Origin of the sequence: Kitasatospora sp. NPDC052868 (assembly GCF_044547105.1) — a bacterium.
In the GTDB taxonomy this organism is placed as follows: Bacteria; Actinomycetota; Actinomycetes; order Streptomycetales; family Streptomycetaceae; genus Kitasatospora.
The window spans coordinates 144,175-161,904 of the sequence record NZ_JBITZW010000008.1 but is presented as its reverse complement, the minus strand read 5'-3'; the positions used below and the strand labels follow the sequence as shown (position 1 = coordinate 161,904).

Here is a 17,730-nt window from a genome sequence, read left to right as displayed (position 1 = left end):
CGAGCGAAGCGAGCGAACCGACACCATGGTCACCTACCTGATCCGCAACGCCCAGATCCTCGGCGGCGACCCGCAGGACCTCCACCTCGCCGACGGCGTCATCAAGGCGATCGGCACCGGCCTCGACATCGAGGCGGACATCGACATCGACGCCACCGGCCTGGTCGTCCTGCCCGGCCTGGTCGACCTGCACACCCACCTGCGCGAGCCCGGCCGCGAGGACGCCGAGACGGTGTTCACCGGCACCCAGGCCGCCGCCAAGGGCGGCTTCACCGCCGTGCACGCGATGGCCAACACCTTCCCCGTCGCCGACACCGCCGGCGTGGTCGAGCAGGTCTGGCGGCTCGGCCAGGAGTCCGGCTACTGCGACGTGCAGCCGGTCGGCGCCGTCACCGTCGGCCTGGAGGGCAAGAAGCTCGCCGAGCTCGGCGCGATGCACGACTCCGCCGCCGGTGTGCGGGTCTTCTCCGACGACGGCAAGTGCGTCGACGACGCGGTCATCATGCGCCGCGCGCTGGAGTACGTGAAGGCCTTCGACGGCGTCGTCGCCCAGCACGCCCAGGAGCCGCGGCTCACCGAGGGCGCCCAGATGAACGAGGGCCAGGTCTCCGGCGAGCTGGGCCTCGGCGGCTGGCCGGCCGTCGCCGAGGAGGCGATCATCGCCCGCGACGTGCTGCTCGCCGCGCACGTCGGCTCGCGCCTGCACGTCTGCCACGTCTCCACGGCGGGCTCGGTGGAGATCATCCGCTGGGCCAAGGCCAAGGGCTGGGACGTCACCGCCGAGGTCACCCCGCACCACCTGCTGCTCACCGACGAGCTGGTCCGCTCCTACGACCCGGTGTACAAGGTCAACCCGCCGCTGCGCACCGCCGAGGACGTCCAGGCGCTGCGCAAGGCGCTCGCCGACGGCACCATCGACGCCGTCGCGACCGACCACGCGCCGCACCCGGCCGAGGACAAGGACTGCGAGTGGGCCGTCGCCGCGATGGGCATGGTCGGCCTGGAGACCGCGCTGTCGGTCGTCCAGCAGACCATGGTCGACACCGGCCTGCTGAACTGGGAGGGCGTCGCCGACCGGATGTCGCACCGCCCGGCCAGGATCGGCCGGCTGGCCGGCCACGGACGGCCCGTCTCGGTCGGTGAGCCTGCCAACCTGGTGCTGTTCGATCCCGCGTACCGTGGTGCCGTGAACCCCGACAGCTTCGCCACCCGCAGTCGCAACACCCCCTACCGGGGCCTCGACCTGCCCGGACGGGTGCACGCCACCTTCCTGCGCGGCACCGCCACCGTGCTGGCCGGCGAGCTGGCCGAGCAGGGCGGCCTCGTATGAGTCCCGCCCTCCTCGCCCAGGAGCAGGCCAAGGTCTCCAACTGGCCCGGGTACATCGGCTGGGCGGTCGGCCTGATGCTGGTGATCGGCCTGGTCTACTGGCTGATGCGCCAGGGCTGGAACTGGCGGCGCACCCTGCAGTCCGGCATCCCGCCGCTGCCCGCCGTGCCGGACGGCGCCGGCCGGACCATCCTGGAGACCAGCGGCCGCTACCACGGCAGCACCACCGCCGGGAACTGGCTGGACCGGGTCGTCGCGCACGGCCTGGGCACCCGCAGCCGCGCCGATCTGACCCTCGGCGAGGACGGCCTGCTGGTCCGGCGCCCCGGTGACGTGGACCTCTGGATCCCCGCCGGACAGCTGACCGGGGCCCGGACGGACTCCGGGATCGCCGGCAAGGTCGTCCCGGCCGGGCTGCTCGTCGTGACCTGGACGCACGAGAGCACCGAGCTGGACTCCGGGTTCCGGTTCGACCACCCGGACGAGCACGCCGCCTGGGTCGAGGCGATCGCCCACCTTGCCACACGTACGACGACGAAGAAGACGGAAGAGGCCGCTCAATGACCGCACCTGCCCCCACCACGCAGCGCCAACGGCGGGAGCGCGTGCCCGCCGTGCTCGTCCTGGAGGACGGCAGGGCCTTCCACGGCCAGGCCTACGGCGCGGTCGGCGAGACCTTCGGCGAGGCGGTCTTCAACACCGGCATGTCCGGCTACCAGGAGACCCTCACCGACCCGTCGTACCACCGCCAGGTGGTCGTGATGACCGCCCCGCAGATCGGCAACACCGGCTGGAACGACGAGGACGACGAGTCCAAGCAGATCTGGGTCGCCGGGTACGTCGTGCGCGACCCCGCCCGGGTCGCCTCCAACTGGCGCTCGCGCCGATCGCTGGACGACGAGCTGGTCGCCCAGGGCGTCGTCGGCATCAGCGGCATCGACACCCGGGCGCTCACCCGGCACCTGCGCGAGCGCGGCGCGATGCGCTGCGGCATCTTCTCCGGCGAGGCGCTGGCCGACCAGGCCGCGCTGCTCGCCAGGGTGCAGCAGGCGCCCGAGATGAAGGGCGCCGACCTGTGCGCCGAGGTCGCCACCGTCGAGCCCTACGTGGTGCCCGCGGTCGGCGAGAAGAGGTTCACCGTCGCGGCGCTGGACCTCGGCATCAAGGCGATGACCCCGCAGCGGATGGCCGAGCGCGGCATCGAGGTGCACGTGCTGCCCGCCAACGCCACGATCGAGGACGTGTACGCGGTCGCCCCCGACGGCGTCTTCTTCTCCAACGGCCCGGGCGACCCGGCCACCGCCGACCACCAGGTCGCCGTGGCGCAGGGCGTGCTGGAGCGCAAGACCCCGTTCTTCGGGATCTGCTTCGGCAACCAGATCCTCGGCCGCGCGCTGGGCTTCGGCACCTACAAGCTCAAGTACGGCCACCGCGGCATCAACCAGCCGGTGCAGGACCGCACCACCGGCAAGGTCGAGGTCACCGCGCACAACCACGGCTTCGCCGTGAACGCACCGCTCGACAAGGTGAGCGACACGCCCTACGGCCGCGTCGAGGTCTCCCACGTCTGCCTCAACGACGATGTGGTCGAAGGCCTCCAGGCGCTCGACGTGCCCGCCTTCAGCGTGCAGTACCACCCCGAAGCGGCAGCCGGCCCGCACGACGCGGCCTACCTCTTCGACCGTTTCGTGAAGCTCATGGAGGGCCAGCGTGCCTAAGCGCACCGACATCAAGTCCGTCCTGGTCATCGGCTCCGGCCCGATCGTGATCGGCCAGGCCGCGGAGTTCGACTACTCCGGCACGCAGGCCTGCCGGGTGCTCAAGGCCGAAGGCCTGCGGGTCATCCTGGTCAACTCCAACCCGGCCACGATCATGACCGACCCGGAGATCGCCGACGCCACCTACGTCGAGCCGATCACCCCGGAGTTCGTCGAGAAGATCATCGCCAAGGAGCGCCCGGACGCGCTGCTGCCCACCCTCGGCGGCCAGACCGCGCTCAACACCGCGATCTCGCTGGACGCCAACGGCGTGCTCGCCAAGTACAACGTCGAGCTGATCGGCGCCAAGGTCGACTCGATCCACAAGGGCGAGGACCGCGAGCTCTTCAAGGGCGTCGTCGAGGCCGTCAACGCCAAGATCGGCCACGGCGAGTCCGCCCGCTCGGTCATCTGCCACACCATGGACGAGGTGCTGGCCGGGGTCGACACCCTCGGCGGCTACCCGGTCGTGGTCCGGCCCTCCTTCACCATGGGCGGCGCCGGCTCCGGCTTCGCCCACAACGAGGAGGACCTGCGCCGCATCGCCGGCCAGGGCCTGACCCTCTCGCCGACCACCGAGGTGCTCCTGGAGGAGTCCATCCTCGGCTGGAAGGAGTACGAGCTGGAGCTGATGCGCGACAAGAACGACAACGTCGTGGTCGTCTGCTCCATCGAGAACTTCGACCCGATGGGCGTGCACACCGGTGACTCGATCACCGTCGCCCCGGCGATGACGCTCACCGACCGCGAGTACCAGATCCTGCGCGACATCGGCATCGCCGTCATCCGCGAGGTCGGCGTCGACACCGGCGGCTGCAACATCCAGTTCGCGGTCGACCCCGTGGACGGCCGGGTCATCGTCATCGAGATGAACCCGCGCGTCTCGCGCTCCTCGGCGCTCGCCTCCAAGGCCACCGGCTTCCCGATCGCCAAGATCGCGGCCAAGCTCGCGGTGGGCTACACCCTGGACGAGATCCCCAACGACATCACCGAGAAGACGCCGGCCTCCTTCGAGCCGACCCTCGACTACGTCGTGGTGAAGGTCCCGCGGTTCGCCTTCGAGAAGTTCCCGAGCGCCGACGCGACGCTGACCACCACCATGAAGTCGGTCGGCGAGGCCATGGCCATGGGCCGCAACTTCCCCGAGGCGCTGAACAAGGCGCTGCGCTCGCTGGAGAAGAAGGGCTCCCAGTTCACCTGGGTCGGCCCGGTCGGCGACAAGGCCGCGCTGCTGGAGAAGGCGGTCGTCCCCACCGACGGCCGGATCAACACCGTCATGCAGGCCATCCGGGCCGGTGCCACCCCGGAGGAGGTGTTCGAGTACACCAGGATCGACCCGTGGTTCGTCGACCAGCTCTTCCTGCTGGACGAGATCGCCGTCGAGCTGGCCGAGGCCGGCGAGCTCACCCCCGAGCTGCTGCGCCACGCCAAGCGGCACGGCTTCTCCGACCAGCAGATCGGCGAGATCCGCGGCCTGCGCGCCGACGTCGTCCGCGAGGTCCGGCACGCCCTCGGCATCCGCCCGGTGTTCAAGACCGTCGACACCTGCGCCGCCGAGTTCGCCGCCAAGACCCCGTACTTCTACTCGTCCTACGACGAGGAGAGCGAGGTCGCCCCGCGCACCAAGCCCGCAGTGATCATCCTCGGCTCCGGCCCGAACCGCATCGGCCAGGGCATCGAGTTCGACTACTCCTGCGTCCACGCCTCCTTCGCGCTGGCCGACGCCGGGTACGAGACCGTGATGGTCAACTGCAACCCGGAGACCGTCTCCACCGACTACGACACCTCCGACCGGCTCTACTTCGAGCCGCTCACCCTGGAGGACGTCCTGGAGATCGTCCACGCCGAGCAGCAGGCCGGACCGCTGGCGGGCGTCATCGTCCAGCTCGGCGGCCAGACCCCGCTCGGCCTGGCCCAGGCGCTCAAGGACAACGGCGTGCCGATCGTCGGCACCCAGCCCGAGGCGATCGACCTCGCCGAGGAGCGCGGCGCCTTCGGCCGCGTCCTGCGCGACGCCGGCCTGCCGGCCCCCAAGCACGGCACCGCCTTCTCCTTCGAGGAGGCCAAGGCCATCGCCGACGAGATCGGCTACCCCGTGCTCGCCCGCCCGTCCTACGTGCTCGGCGGCCGCGGCATGGAGATCGTCTACGACGAGGCCTCGCTCGCCTCCTACCTGGAGCGGCACGCCGGCCTGATCTCCGAGCACCCGGTGCTGATCGACCGCTTCCTCGACGACGCGGTGGAGATCGACGTCGACGCGCTCTACGACGGCACCGAGCTCTACCTCGGCGGCGTCATGGAGCACATCGAGGAGGCCGGCATCCACTCCGGCGACTCCGCCTGCGCCCTGCCCCCGATCACCCTCGGCGGCTACGACATCAAGCGGCTGCGCGCCTCCACCGAGGCGATCGCCCGCGGCGTCGGCGTCCGCGGCCTGATCAACATCCAGTTCGCGCTCTCCGGTGACATCCTCTACGTGCTGGAGGCCAACCCGCGCGCCTCCCGCACCGTGCCGTTCACCTCCAAGGCGACGGCCGTGCCGCTGGCCAAGGCCGCCGCCCGGGTCTCGCTCGGCGCCACCATCGCCGAGCTGCGCGCCGAGGGCCTGCTCCCGGCCGAGGGCGACGGCGGCACCCTGCCCGCCGACTGCCCGATCTCCGTCAAGGAGGCCGTGATGCCGTGGAGCCGCTTCCGCGACATCTACGGCCGCGGCGTGGACACCGTGCTCGGCCCGGAGATGCGCTCCACCGGCGAGGTCATGGGCATCGACAAGGTCTTCGGCACGGCGTACGCCAAGTCGCAGGCCGGCGCCTACGGCGCGCTGCCGACCAAGGGCAAGGTCTTCGTCTCCGTCGCCAACCGCGACAAGCGCAACCTGGTCTTCCCGGCCCGCGCCCTGGTCAGCCTCGGCTTCGAGGTGCTCGCCACCTCGGGCACCGCCGAGGTGCTCCAGCGCGGCGGCATCCCCGCCACCGTGGTGCGCAAGCACAGCGAGGGCGAGGGCCCCAACGGCGAGAAGACCATCGTCCAGCTGATCCACGACGGTGAGGTCGACCTCATCATCAACACGCCGTACGGCACCGGCGGCCGCCTCGACGGCTACGAGATCCGCACCGCCGCCGTCGCCCGCGCCGTGCCCTGCCTGACCACCGTCCAGGCCATGGGCGCCGCCGTCCAGGGCATCGACGCGCTGCTGCGCGACGAGGTCGGGGTCATGTCGCTCCAGGAGCACGCCGAGCTGATCAACGCCGGCCGCGCCAAGTAGCACCACCTCCGTGGGGGGCACCGAACCGCCGGGTGCCCCCCACTTCCATGCCCCGGCCCGTCGCCACCCCCATCCTTCTTCCGACGGACTTCGCCCGCTCCTTCGTTGGGACTCGCCGTGTACAAACTCCTGTTCGACCTCGTCTTCAAGAAGATGGACCCCGAGAAGGCCCACCACCTCGCCTTCTTCTGGATCCGGCTGGCCTCCTCGGTACCCGGCCTGCGCACCCTGGCCCGCCTGGTCCTCGCCCCGCGCGACCGCGCGCTGCGCACCACCGCCCTCGGCCTGGACCTGCCCGGCCCGTTCGGCCTGGCCGCCGGCTTCGACAAGAACGGCGTCGGCATCGACGGCCTGTCGATGCTCGGCTTCGACTACGTCGAGATCGGCACCATCACCGGCGAGGCCCAGCCCGGCAACCCCGAACCGCGGCTGTTCCGGCTGGTCGAGGACCGCGCGCTGATCAACCGGATGGGCTTCAACAACCAGGGCTCGGCCCGGGTCGCCGCCCGCCTCGCGGCCCGTCCGCACACCAGCTCCACGCCCGTCGTGGGCATCAACATCGGCAAGACCAAGGTGGTCGAGGAAGCCGACGCGATCGAGGACTACGTGAAGTCCACCGAGCGCCTCGCCAAGTACGCCGACTACCTGGTGGTCAACGTCAGCTCGCCGAACACCCCCGGGCTGCGCAACCTCCAGGCCGTCTCGCACCTCGGCCCGCTGCTGGCCGCCGTCCGCGAGGCCGCCGACCGCTCCACCGCGCACCACGTCCCGCTGCTGGTCAAGATCGCCCCCGACCTGGCCGACGAGGACGTCGACGCCGTCGCCGACCTCGCCCTGGAGCTGGGCCTGGACGGCATCATCGCCACCAACACCACGATCGGCCGCGAGGGCCTGCGCGAGAGCGCCGCCCGGATCGAGGAGATCGGCATGGGCGGCCTCTCCGGCGCCCCGCTCAAGGCCCGCGCGCTGGAGGTGCTGCAGCGCCTGCGCGCCCGCACCGAGGGGCGGCTGACGCTGGTCTCGGTCGGCGGCATCGAGACCGCCGAGGACGCCTGGCAGCGGATCGTCCACGGCGCCGACCTGGTGCAGGGCTACAGCGCCTTCATCTACGAGGGGCCGTTCTGGTGCCGCCGCATCCACAAGGGCCTGTCCGCCAAGGTCCGCGCCGGGGGCTTCCGCAACCTGGCGGCCGCCGTGGGCAGCGCCAAGGCCTCCTGAACCCCCTGGCGTGGGCCCTGGCGCCCACGTACGACCCCGCCGCCTGTGACTCCGCCACTTGCGACCGCCCCGCCGACCGTCCCGGAAAGGACGTCATGACCCTCGCCCCCTTCGGTGCCCGTCTGCGCCACGCCCTCGACACCCGCGGCCAGCTGTGCGTCGGCATCGACCCGCACGCCTCCCTGCTCGCCGCCTGGGGACTGGAGGACTCCGTGGCGGGCCTGGAGACCTTCAGCCGCACCGTGGTCGAGGCGCTGGCCGACCGGGTGGCCGTGCTCAAGCCGCAGGCCGCCTTCTTCGAGCGCTTCGGCAGCCGGGGCGTCGCCGTTCTGGAGAAGTCCGTCGAGGAGGCCCGCGCGGCCGGCGCCCTCGTCCTGATGGACGCCAAGCGCGGTGACATCGGCTCCACCATGGCCGCCTACGCCGAGGCCTTCCTCTCCCCGGCGAGCCCGCTGTTCTCGGACGCCGTGACCGTCAGCCCCTACCTGGGCTTCGGCTCGCTGCGCCCGGCGCTCGACCTGGCCGCGGCCAACGGCGCGGGCGTCTTCGCGCTGGCGCTCACCTCCAACCCGGAGGGCGCCGAGGTGCAGCGTGCCCGCGGCGCGGACGGCGAGTCGGTGGCCGCCTCGGTGCTGCGGCAGCTGGCCGCCGAGAACGCCGGCGCCGAGCCGCTCGGCTCCTTCGGCGCGGTGGTGGGCGCGACCCTCGCGGACGCGGGCGCGGACCTGGCGATCAACGGCCCGCTGCTGGCCCCCGGGATCGGAGCCCAGGGCGCGACCATGGCGGACCTGCCCCGGGTGTTCGGCGCCTCGGTGCGCAACGTGGTGCCGAGCGTCAGCCGGGACGTGCTCCGGCACGGGCCGTCGGTGCCGGCCCTGCGGGAGGCCGCGCAGCGCTTCGTCGACGAGTACGCGGACGCCGTGAAGTGACCCGGTGACCCTGCGCAGTGGCGCGACGGGGTGGCGTGAGCCCTGACGGCTTGACGTGAGCGCCGTCACATCGCCCCTTCGAAAGAGCCTGAATCGGGGTCGTTTTGCCCGGTAAAGTCCTGGTCGGCCTTGGCTGACCAGGACTTTTCGTGTTCTTTTCCTGACGTGGCGCCGCAATCCGGGTAGTGTCCGGCGATAGGTCGTCGAAGAGCCGCGAATACCGTTGCTCTCGCAGGTCAGAGCCATTGGGTTCCCCTGCGGCCGGCGCCCTGGGAACCAAACCAGTCATAGCTCAATCCCTTCCTTCCACACCCTGAGGTGAACGGCGTGGCTCTTCCGCCCCTTACCCCTGAACAGCGCACAGCCGCGCTCGCCAAGGCCGCCGAGGCTCGCCGGGAGCGCGCCGAGGTCAAGAACCGGCTCAAGCACTCCGGCGCCTCCCTGCACGAGGTGATCAAGGCCGGCAAGGCCGACAACGACGTGATCGGCAAGATGAAGGTCTCGGCCCTTCTCGAGTCCCTTCCGGGCGTCGGCAAGGTCCGTGCCAAGCAGATCATGGAGCGCCTCGGCATCAGTGAGAGCCGCCGGGTCCGCGGCCTCGGTACGAACCAGATCGCCTCCCTGGAGCGGGAGTTCGGCGGCGGTGCCGCCTGACCGTGCCCCGTGGTCCCGGGATCGTCCGCGATCCGGGATAATCGGTGCATGAGTGAGCGTCCGCGGCTGACCGTGCTCTCCGGCCCTTCGGGGGTCGGCAAGAGCACGGTCGTCGCTCATATGAGGAAGCAGCACCCCGAGGTCTGGCTCTCGGTGTCGGCGACGACCCGCCACCCGAGGCCCGGCGAGCAGAACGGGGTCCAGTACCACTTCGTCGACAACGACGAGTTCGACAAGCTGATCGCCAACGGTGAACTGCTGGAGTGGGCCGTGTTCGCGGGCAACCGCTACGGCACGCCCCGCTCGGCGGTGCTGGAGAAGCTGGAGCGCGGCGAGCCCGTCCTGCTGGAGATCGACCTGCAGGGCGCCCGCCAGGTGCGCGAGTCGATGCCCGAGGCGCAGCTGGTGTTCCTGGCTCCGCCGAGCTGGGACGAGCTGGTCCGCCGGCTGACCGGCCGGGGCACCGAGGCCCAGGACGTGATCGAAAAGCGTCTGGAGGCCGCCACGGTCGAGCTGGCCGCCGAAGAGGAGTTCGACACGACCCTTGTCAACACCTCCGTCGAACAGGTAGCGGCCGAACTGCTAGCCTTGCTCGGTGTAGCCTGACCTGTCTGTCTTTTCCACCCTTTCGGAAGGTTTTCGCGTGTCCTCTTCTATGACCGCGCCCGAGGGCATCATCAACCCGCCGATCGACGAGCTGCTTGAGGCCACCGACTCCAAGTACAGCCTCGTGATCTACGCCGCCAAGCGCGCGCGTCAGATCAACGCGTACTACTCGCAGCTCGGTGAGGGCCTGCTGGAGTACGTCGGCCCGCTGGTCGACACTCACGTGCACGAGAAGCCGCTGTCGATCGCGCTGCGCGAGATCAACGCGGGCATGCTGACCGCCGAGGCGATCGAGGGGGCCTGAGCCCCTTCCGGTGGACCCGGGCAGGGCTGGGGCCTTCGAGGCCCGGTCGACGCAGGTGGACCGTGGCCTCGGTAGAGCTTCGAAGGGCCCGGCGGAATCGTTTCCGCCGGGCCCTTCGGCATGCCCGGGGGCTGTGTGGTCCACCACAGTGCGGCCGATCGCCGCAGGGTCGTAGGGTGAGCCAAGTCCCAGAGGCGGAGGAAAGCGGGAAAATGAGCGCGACTTCGGACCGGACGGACGCCCCGCGCGTCGTCCTCGGCGTCAGCGGCGGCATCGCCGCCTACAAGGCCTGCGAGCTGCTGCGCCGCTTCACCGAGTCCGGCCACCAGGTGACCGTGGTGCCGACGGCCGCCGCACTGCACTTCGTCGGCGAGGCCACCTGGGCCGCGCTCTCCGGCCGCCCGGCCGCCACCGAGACCTGGGACCGCGTCCACGAGGTGCCGCACGTGCGGATCGGCCAGCAGGCCGATCTGGTCGTGGTCGCGCCCGCCACCGCGGACCTGCTGGCCAAGGCCGCCCACGGGCTGGCCGACGACCTGCTCACCAACACCCTGCTCACCGCGCGCTGCCCGGTCGTGCTGGCACCCGCGATGCACACCGAGATGTGGGAGCACCCGGCCACCCGGGAGAACGTCGCCACGCTGCGCCGCCGCGGCACCATCGTGCTGGAGCCGGCCGTCGGGCGGCTGACCGGCGTCGACACCGGCAAGGGCCGGCTGCCCGACCCGGGCGCGATCTTCGACGCCTGCCGGGCGGTGCTGCGCCGGGGCGGGGCCGTCGACGACCTGGCGGGCCGGCACGTGGTGGTCTCGGCCGGCGGCACCCGTGAGCCGCTGGACCCGGTGCGCTTCCTCGGCAACCGCTCCTCGGGCAAGCAGGGCTACGCGCTGGCCGTCACGGCCGCCGCCCGGGGCGCCCGGGTGACGCTGGTCTCGGCCAACGCGGAGCTGCCCGACCCGGCCGGGGTCGACGTGGTGCACGTCTCGACCGCGCTGCAGCTGCGGGAGGCCGCGCTGGCGGCGGCGGCGGACGCGGACGCCGTGGTGATGGCGGCGGCGGTGGCCGACTTCCGGCCCGCCGAGTACGCCACCGGCAAGATCAAGAAGGTCGAGGGGGTCGAGCCGGCCCCGGTCGCGCTGGTGCGCAACCCGGACGTGCTGGCCGAGCTCTCCGCGCACCGTCCCCGTTCGGGCCAACTGGTCGTGGGTTTCGCGGCGGAGACCGACGACGTGCTCGCCAACGGCCGCGCCAAGCTCGCCCGCAAGGGCTGCGACCTGCTGGTGGTCAACGAGGTCGGCGACGGCAAGGCCTTCGGTACGGACGTCAACGAGGCCGTGGTTCTGGGCTCGGACGGTAGTGAGACACCCGTTCCGGTGGGTCCCAAGGAAGCGCTTGCCGATGTGGTGTGGGATTTGATCGGGAAGCGTCTCCCGGCGATCGAGGGATGAACGAACACTAGTGATTCTCGAGTCTCTCTTTATGGAAGCGGGTGACGGTTGCCGGTAGGTGCCCGTTAGAATCCAGGAATCAAGTCTTTCCGGATGTCCCCGGTTCGCCGGGGGCCTTCAGTCAGCAGCCGCTGCAACCCCAGGGAGCGCTGTGTCTCGCCGCCTGTTCACCTCGGAATCCGTGACCGAGGGACACCCCGACAAGATCGCTGACCAGATCAGCGACACCATCCTTGACGCTCTCCTCCGGGAGGACCCGACCTCCCGGGTCGCCGTGGAGACGCTCATCACGACCGGCCAGGTGCACGTGGCCGGCGAGGTGACCACCAAGGCGTACGCGCCGATCGCCCAGCTCGTCCGGGACAAGATCCTGGAGATCGGCTACGACAGCTCCAAGAAGGGCTTCGACGGCGCCTCCTGTGGCGTGTCGGTGTCCATCGGTGCCCAGTCGCCCGACATCGCGCAGGGCGTCGACACCGCGTACGAGGCCCGGGTCGAGGGCGACGAGGACGACCTGGACAAGCAGGGCGCGGGCGACCAGGGCCTGATGTTCGGCTACGCGTCGGACGAGACGCCCGAGCTGATGCCGCTGCCGATCACCCTCGCGCACCGCCTCTCGCGTCGCCTGTCCGAGGTCCGCAAGAACGGGACCATCCCGTACCTGCGCCCCGACGGCAAGACCCAGGTCACCATCGAGTACGACGGTGACAAGGCCGTCCGCCTGGACACCGTGGTCGTCTCCTCGCAGCACGCGAGCGACATCGACCTCGACTCGCTGCTCACCCCGGACATCCGCGAGTTCGTCGTGGAGCCGGAGCTGAAGGCGCTGGCCGACCAGGGCATCAAGCTGGTGACCGACGGCTACCGCCTGCTGGTCAACCCGACCGGCCGCTTCGAGATCGGCGGCCCGATGGGCGACGCCGGCCTCACCGGTCGCAAGATCATCATCGACACCTACGGCGGCATGGCCCGCCACGGCGGCGGTGCCTTCTCCGGCAAGGACCCGTCCAAGGTGGACCGCTCGGCCGCGTACGCGATGCGCTGGGTGGCGAAGAACATCGTCGCCGCGGGCCTCGCCCGCCGCGCCGAGGTGCAGGTCGCGTACGCGATCGGCAAGGCCGAGCCGGTCGGCCTGTTCGTGGAGACCTTCGGCACCGAGACCGTGCCGGTCCTCTCGATCCAGAAGGCCGTCACCGAGGTGTTCGACCTCCGCCCGGCCGCGATCATCCGCGACCTGGACCTGCTGCGTCCGATCTACTCGCAGACCGCGGCGTACGGCCACTTCGGCCGTGAGCTGCCGGACTTCACCTGGGAGCGGACCGACCGGGTCGAGCTGCTGAAGAAGGCCGTGCAGGACTGACGTCCGACGCATGGCCTGATGTGACCGCAGGCGGCTTCGGCCGCAGGTGGTTCTGACCGCAGGTGTTTTGGCCGCAGGCGGCGGTCGCCCCGCAACCGGGGTGGCCGCCGCCTGCGGCGTTGTGTCGGCGGGGTCCGTTGGCGGGCCCTGTCGGTGGGACCTGGTAGTACTGGGAGCGATGAGCAGCACGCAGGGGAGTGACGAGGGCGGGGCGCCGGAGCAGCTGGCGTTCATCCGGGAGACGGTCCGCCGGGCGAAGCCCCGTACCTGGCGCGGTGCCAAGCGGGCCGAGCACCTGCCGGTGGCCCGGGTGGTGGTGGACAAGGGCCTGCTGACCATCGACAAGTTCTTCGACTACGAGGTGCCGGCCGCGATGGCCGAGGACGCCCGGCCCGGCGCCCGGGTGCGGGTGCGATTCGGGGCGCGCGTGGTCAAGGGCCAGCGCGAGGGCGGGGAACTGCACGACGGGTTCATCGTCGAGCGGCTGGAGAAGAGCGACTTTCCCGGGCCGCTGGCGCCGCTCGCCCAGGTGCTCTCGCCCGAGCCGGTGCTCACCCCGCAGCTGCTGCGGCTCTGCCGGACGGTCGCCGACCGGTACGCGGGCACCCTGGCGGACGTCCTGCAGCTCGCCGTACCGCCGCGGCACGCCAAGGCGGAGGCCGAGCCCTCGCCCGAACCCCTGCCGCGCCCGGAGGCCCCGCTGCCGGGCGGCTGGTCGCGCTACCCCGCGGGGGCGGAGTTCCTGGCCTCGCTGGTCGGCGGCGGGTCGCCGCGCGCCGTCTGGACGGCGCTGCCCGGGCCCGGCTGGCCCTACGAGATCGCGCGCGCCGTCGCCGCGACGCTGGCGAGCGGGCGCGGGGCGCTGGTCGTGCTGCCCGACGGCCGGACCACGGCGCGGGTCGACCGGGCGCTCACCGAGCTGCTGGGGGAGGGGCGGCACGCCACCCTGGCGGCCGACCTCGGGCCGCAGGAGCGCTACCGGCGCTGGCTGACGGTGAGCCGGGGCTCGGTCCAGGCCGCCATCGGCACCCGCGCCACCATGTTCGCGCCGGTCCGGGACCTCGGGCTGGTCGTCGTCTGGTCGGACGGCGACGGCAGCCACAGCGACCCGCGCGCCCCGCACCCGCACGTGCGCGAGGTGGCACTGCTGCGCGCGGCCGAGGAGGGCGCGGGCGTGCTGCTCGGCGGGCACGCGGTGACGGTGGAGGGCGCCCAGCTGGTGAACACGGGCTGGGCGCGGCCGCTGGCCGCCGAGCGGGAGACCGTGCGGCAGGTGGCGCCCCGGGTCCGGACCGTCACCGAGCTCGACCAGCACCGGGACGCGGCCGCGCAGGCCGCCCGGCTGCCCTCGGTGGCCTGGGAGGTCGCCCGGGACGCCCTGGCGGCCGGCGGGCCGGTGCTGATCCAGGTGCCCCGGCGCGGGTACGTGCCCCGGCTGGCCTGCGGACGCTGCCGGACGCCGGCCCGCTGCCGCCGGTGCGAGGGCCCGCTGGAGTCGGCGGCCGCCGATGCGCCGCTGCGCTGCGGATGGTGCGGGGAGGCCGAGGCGGACTGGCACTGCCAGGAGTGCGGCTCGTTCCGGCTGCGGGCCCAGGTGGTCGGCGCGCGGCGGACGGCGGAGGAGCTGGGCAAGGCCTTTCCGCGGATCCCGGTACGGACCTCGGGGCGGGACGCGGTGTTGGCGACCGTGCCCGCGGAGCCCGCGCTGGTGATCTCCACGCCGGGCGCCGAGCCGGTGGTCGAGGGCGGCGGCGGGTACGCGGCCGGGCTGCTGCTGGACGGCTGGGCGCTGCTGGGGCGGCCCGACCTGCGGGCGGGGGAGGAGACGCTGCGGCTCTGGCTGACCGCGGCCGCGCTGGTGCGGCCGGCGGCGGAGGGCGGCACGGTGGTGGTGGTCGCCGATCCGGGTGCGCGGCCGGTGCAGGCGCTGGTGCGGTGGGATCCGCTGGGGCACGCCGGGCTGGAGCTGGAGGAGCGGGCGCAGCTGCACTTTCCGCCGGTGTCGCGGATGGCCTCGGTGGCGGGGAGTCCGGCGGCGGTGGCCGACCTGCTGGGGCTGGTGCGGCTGCCGGCCGAGGCGGACGTGCTGGGGCCGGTGCAGGCTCCGGCGCTGCGGGGGGAGGAGCAGGAGCGGGCGCTGCTGCGGGTGCCGCCCGGGCAGGGGGCGGCGCTGGCGGCGGCGCTGAAGGCGGCGCAGATCGCGCGGATCGCCTTGCGGACGCCGGATCCGGTGAAGGTGCGGATCGATCCGCTGGACATCGGGTGAGGTGGGGCGGTCGTGGGCGCTCGTGGGGTGGGGCTTGGTCGGGGTGGTGCGGGGTGGCTGCGGGTGGTCGATCATCGGCCGTCGGTGATCGACCACCCGTCGGGTCCGCCCTGCTCAGCCGCGCAGCGGGACGCCCGTGCGGTCCAGGCCGGTGCGGTCCAGGCCGGCGCGGTCGAGGGCGCTGCGGTCCAGGCCGCCCTGCCGGGCCGCCGGGACGGTGGCGCCCAGGCCGGTCGGGGCCGGTCCGGCCGCCGGGGCGTGGCCGGGAGCATGGCCCGGAGCATGACCGGGCAGCTCCTCGGAGCGGTCCGGTCGGCTCGGCCCGGGCACGCCCGGTACGCCGCCCGCCGGCACCCCGCCCGCCGCCAGCAGCTCGCTGGTCGGCCTGCGCATCCCGTACCGCCGGTGCACCGCCTGCTTGGTGACCCCGAGGGCCGAGCCCACCGAGTCCCATGAGAAGCCCAGGGCCCGGTCGAACTCGACCGCCGCCGCCACCAGCGTCTCCACGCTCTCGCGCAGCTCCTGCGCCAGGCGCACCGTCGGGGCGGGCGCCCGCCCGTACACCACGAACCCGGCCGAGGTGCTGGGCCGCCGGGGCCGGTAGACGTTGCCCAGTTGGGCGGTGAGCGTCCGCAGCGCGTCGACCTGCCGCCTCACCCGCTCGATGTCCCGCACCAGCAGGTGCAGGCTCGCCCGCGCCCGGGCGTCGTGGTTGATCTGCTCGGCCATGGCTTACGTGCCACCTTCCGTACGGTTCAGCTCGGCCGGAGCGCGGTGTCCCGTGCGCCCCGGCCCCGGTCAATCTCACTTGACCAACGCCGGACCGGGGGCCGGGGTCACGCAGCGGGCCCACTCGGGATATGCCAGATGCCTGGGCGCGACCGAAGCGGACCGGTCGGGATTGCATAGACTTGCCGACGGCCAGCCGATGCCCAGCAGCCCGCGACCCCCGACGGACAGGAGCCCGTACCCCGTGGCGATCCAGCCGATCCGCATCTTCGGAGACCCCGTCCTGCGGGCCACCGCGAAGCCGGTGACCACCTTCGACAAGGAGCTGCGCAACCTCGTCAAGGACCTCACCGACACCATGCTCGACGCCCCCGGCGCCGGCCTGGCCGCACCTCAACTCGGCATCTCCCTGCGGGTGTTCACCTACCATGTGGGCGGCGTCACCGGGCACCTGATCAACCCGGACCTGGCGCTGACCGACGAGGAGCAGGACGGCCCCGAGGGCTGCCTCTCGCTGCCCGGCCTGCGCTACGACACCAAGCGCGCCTACGGCGTGGTCGCCAAGGGCTTCAACATGTACGGCGACCCGGTGACCATCGAGGGCACCGAACTGCTCGCCCGCTGCATCCAGCACGAGACCGACCACCTCGACGGCATCATCTTCATCGACCGCCTCGACCGCGAGCAGCGCAAGGCCGCGCTGAAGGCGATCCGCGAGACGGACTGGGCCGGCGGCCCCGCCCCGGTCGTGAAGATCTCCCCGCACGGCACCTTCGGCGCAGCGCGCTGACCCCGCCCCACTCCTCGAACATCCCTCAGCAGAAAGGCACTTGATGCGCCTCGTCTTCGCCGGCACCCCCGAGGTCGCCGTCCCCGCCCTGGACGCCCTGCTCGCCTCCGACCGGCACGAGGTCGTCGCGGTGGTCACCCGCCCCGACGCCCCCGCCGGGCGCGGCCGCAAGCTGGTCGCCAGCCCCGTCGCCCAGCGCGCCGAGGAGGCCGGGATCGAGATCCTCAAGCCCGCGAAGCCCAGCGACCCCGAGTTCGTCGCCCGGCTCACCGAACTCGCCCCCGACTGCTGCCCGGTGGTCGCGTACGGCGCGCTGCTGCGCCCCGGGACGCTGGAGATCCCCAAGCACGGCTGGGTCAACCTGCACTTCTCGCTGCTCCCCGCCTGGCGCGGCGCGGCGCCCGTGCAGCACGCGGTGCTGGCCGGCGACGAGGTCACCGGCGCGTCCACCTTCCTGATCGAGCAGGGCCTGGACTCCGGCCCGGTGTACGGCATCCTCACCGAGGAGATCCGCCCGACCGACACCAGCGGCGAACTGCTCACCCGGCTCTCGCACTCCGGCGCCCGGCTGCTCACCGCCACCATGGACGGCATCGCCGACGGCACCCTGCACGCCGTCGCCCAGCCCGCCGACGGCGTGACGCTCGCGCCGAAGATCAGTGTCGAGGACGCCCGCATCGACTGGACCCACCCCGCCCTGCGGGTCGACCGCCTGGTGCGCGGCTGCGCCCCCGCGCCGGGTGCGTGGACCGTGTTCCGCGGCGAGCGGCTGAAGGTCTCCGGCGCCGTCGGGCTGCTGACCGACGCGAGCGCGCTCACCCCCGGCGAGCTGGCCGTCGCCAAGAACAGCGTGCGGGTCGGCACCGGCAGCCACGAGATCGAGCTGGGCGAGGTCCAGCCGCAGGGCAAGAAGCCGATGCGCGCCGCGGACTGGGCCCGAGGCGCCCGGATCGAGTCCGGCGAGCGGTTCGAGGGCTGACCGGGCCCGGGGAGCCCGGGATCCTCCCGGGCCGGGCCCGGCGGCCGGCGCCCGGATTTAGCGTTACTGTTCGACTGATAACCCCCGTAGCACGTT

The 17,730-nt window shown here is 72.5% G+C and carries 15 protein-coding genes; 14 read left to right on the top strand and 1 reads right to left on the bottom strand.

Translation table 11 applies throughout. From position 1 onward, the window contains the following. Positions 1 to 25 precede the first annotated feature (25 nt). The 12 genes from ACIGZJ_RS15960 to ACIGZJ_RS15905 all read left to right on the top strand — a co-directional run bounded on the left by ACIGZJ_RS15960 (position 26) and on the right by ACIGZJ_RS15905 (position 15,136). Positions 26 to 1,330 carry a dihydroorotase gene (locus ACIGZJ_RS15960; protein ID WP_396457920.1) on the top strand — a complete coding sequence of 435 codons (1,305 nt, stop codon included), beginning with the start codon at positions 26 to 28 and terminating at the stop codon, positions 1,328 to 1,330. After that, complete coding sequence (locus tag ACIGZJ_RS15955; protein ID WP_396457771.1) at positions 1,327 to 1,893, top strand: hypothetical protein; 567 nt, start codon at positions 1,327 to 1,329, stop codon at positions 1,891 to 1,893. The genes ACIGZJ_RS15960 and ACIGZJ_RS15955 overlap by 4 nt, the downstream gene beginning before the upstream one ends. After that, positions 1,890 to 3,047 carry a glutamine-hydrolyzing carbamoyl-phosphate synthase small subunit gene (gene carA, locus ACIGZJ_RS15950; RefSeq protein ID WP_392933952.1) on the top strand — a complete coding sequence of 386 codons (1,158 nt, stop codon included), beginning with the start codon at positions 1,890 to 1,892 and terminating at the stop codon, positions 3,045 to 3,047. Before ACIGZJ_RS15955 ends, carA begins: the two co-directional genes overlap by 4 nt. Continuing rightward, the gene (carB, locus tag ACIGZJ_RS15945) at positions 3,040 to 6,351 is read left to right on the top strand and encodes a carbamoyl-phosphate synthase large subunit (protein ID WP_396457770.1); all 3,312 of its coding nucleotides are present in this window, start codon (positions 3,040 to 3,042) and stop codon (positions 6,349 to 6,351) included. Before carA ends, carB begins: the two co-directional genes overlap by 8 nt. Before the next feature lie 117 nt (positions 6,352 to 6,468). Further along, entirely contained in the window at positions 6,469 to 7,569 is a 1,101-nt protein-coding gene (locus ACIGZJ_RS15940; RefSeq protein WP_396457769.1) for a quinone-dependent dihydroorotate dehydrogenase, read from the top strand. 95 nt (positions 7,570 to 7,664) lie between these two features. Next, a complete protein-coding gene (pyrF, locus tag ACIGZJ_RS15935; protein ID WP_392933959.1) occupies positions 7,665 to 8,498 on the top strand; it encodes an orotidine-5'-phosphate decarboxylase in 834 nt (277 codons plus the stop codon). Between the two features lie 327 nt (positions 8,499 to 8,825). Beyond that, the gene (gene mihF / locus ACIGZJ_RS15930; protein WP_030056187.1) at positions 8,826 to 9,152 is read left to right on the top strand and encodes an integration host factor, actinobacterial type; all 327 of its coding nucleotides are present in this window, start codon (positions 8,826 to 8,828) and stop codon (positions 9,150 to 9,152) included. A 48-nt stretch (positions 9,153 to 9,200) separates the two neighbouring features. Then, the gene (gene gmk, locus ACIGZJ_RS15925; protein ID WP_396457768.1) at positions 9,201 to 9,758 is read left to right on the top strand and encodes a guanylate kinase; all 558 of its coding nucleotides are present in this window, start codon (positions 9,201 to 9,203) and stop codon (positions 9,756 to 9,758) included. A gap of 37 nt (positions 9,759 to 9,795) precedes the next feature. Continuing rightward, a complete protein-coding gene (gene rpoZ, locus ACIGZJ_RS15920; protein WP_387952142.1) occupies positions 9,796 to 10,062 on the top strand; it encodes a DNA-directed RNA polymerase subunit omega in 267 nt (88 codons plus the stop codon). Between the two features lie 212 nt (positions 10,063 to 10,274). Beyond that, on the top strand, positions 10,275 to 11,510 hold the full coding sequence (gene coaBC / locus ACIGZJ_RS15915) for a bifunctional phosphopantothenoylcysteine decarboxylase/phosphopantothenate--cysteine ligase CoaBC (RefSeq protein WP_396457767.1): 1,236 nt from the start codon (positions 10,275 to 10,277) through the stop codon (positions 11,508 to 11,510). A 151-nt stretch (positions 11,511 to 11,661) separates the two neighbouring features. Then, the gene (gene metK / locus ACIGZJ_RS15910; protein ID WP_392933968.1) at positions 11,662 to 12,870 is read left to right on the top strand and encodes a methionine adenosyltransferase; all 1,209 of its coding nucleotides are present in this window, start codon (positions 11,662 to 11,664) and stop codon (positions 12,868 to 12,870) included. Between the two features lie 178 nt (positions 12,871 to 13,048). Then, positions 13,049 to 15,136 carry a primosomal protein N' gene (locus ACIGZJ_RS15905; protein WP_396457766.1) on the top strand — a complete coding sequence of 696 codons (2,088 nt, stop codon included), beginning with the start codon at positions 13,049 to 13,051 and terminating at the stop codon, positions 15,134 to 15,136. 114 nt (positions 15,137 to 15,250) lie between these two features. Here ACIGZJ_RS15905 and ACIGZJ_RS15900 read toward each other — a convergent pair whose 3' ends face one another. Then, complete coding sequence (locus ACIGZJ_RS15900) at positions 15,251 to 15,865, bottom strand: hypothetical protein (RefSeq protein WP_396457765.1); 615 nt, start codon at positions 15,863 to 15,865, stop codon at positions 15,251 to 15,253. A gap of 244 nt (positions 15,866 to 16,109) precedes the next feature. Here ACIGZJ_RS15900 and def point away from each other — a divergent pair, with 244 nt between their 5' ends. After that, positions 16,110 to 16,655, top strand: a complete 546-nt coding sequence (def, locus tag ACIGZJ_RS15895) for a peptide deformylase (RefSeq protein WP_396457764.1) — start codon at positions 16,110 to 16,112, stop codon at positions 16,653 to 16,655. A gap of 43 nt (positions 16,656 to 16,698) precedes the next feature. Then, positions 16,699 to 17,634: a methionyl-tRNA formyltransferase gene (fmt, locus tag ACIGZJ_RS15890; protein WP_396457763.1), complete on the top strand. Its 936-nt coding sequence runs from the start codon at positions 16,699 to 16,701 to the stop codon at positions 17,632 to 17,634. Positions 17,635 to 17,730: the final 96 nt, after the last annotated feature.

What these genes read in the sequence shown, in the direction of transcription:
- ACIGZJ_RS15960 (WP_396457920.1), top strand. Translation starts at nt 26, where the DNA reads ATGGTCACCTACCTGATCCGCAACGCCCAGATCCTCGGCGGCGACCCG.
- ACIGZJ_RS15955 (WP_396457771.1), top strand. Translation starts at nt 1,327, where the DNA reads ATGAGTCCCGCCCTCCTCGCCCAGGAGCAGGCCAAGGTCTCCAACTGG.
- carA (WP_392933952.1), top strand. Translation starts at nt 1,890, where the DNA reads ATGACCGCACCTGCCCCCACCACGCAGCGCCAACGGCGGGAGCGCGTG.
- pyrF (WP_392933959.1), top strand. Translation starts at nt 7,665, where the DNA reads ATGACCCTCGCCCCCTTCGGTGCCCGTCTGCGCCACGCCCTCGACACC.
- gmk (WP_396457768.1), top strand. Translation starts at nt 9,201, where the DNA reads ATGAGTGAGCGTCCGCGGCTGACCGTGCTCTCCGGCCCTTCGGGGGTC.
- coaBC (WP_396457767.1), top strand. Translation starts at nt 10,275, where the DNA reads ATGAGCGCGACTTCGGACCGGACGGACGCCCCGCGCGTCGTCCTCGGC.
- ACIGZJ_RS15905 (WP_396457766.1), top strand. Translation starts at nt 13,049, where the DNA reads ATGAGCAGCACGCAGGGGAGTGACGAGGGCGGGGCGCCGGAGCAGCTG.
- ACIGZJ_RS15900 (WP_396457765.1), bottom strand. Translation starts at nt 15,865, where the DNA reads ATGGCCGAGCAGATCAACCACGACGCCCGGGCGCGGGCGAGCCTGCAC.
- fmt (WP_396457763.1), top strand. Translation starts at nt 16,699, where the DNA reads ATGCGCCTCGTCTTCGCCGGCACCCCCGAGGTCGCCGTCCCCGCCCTG.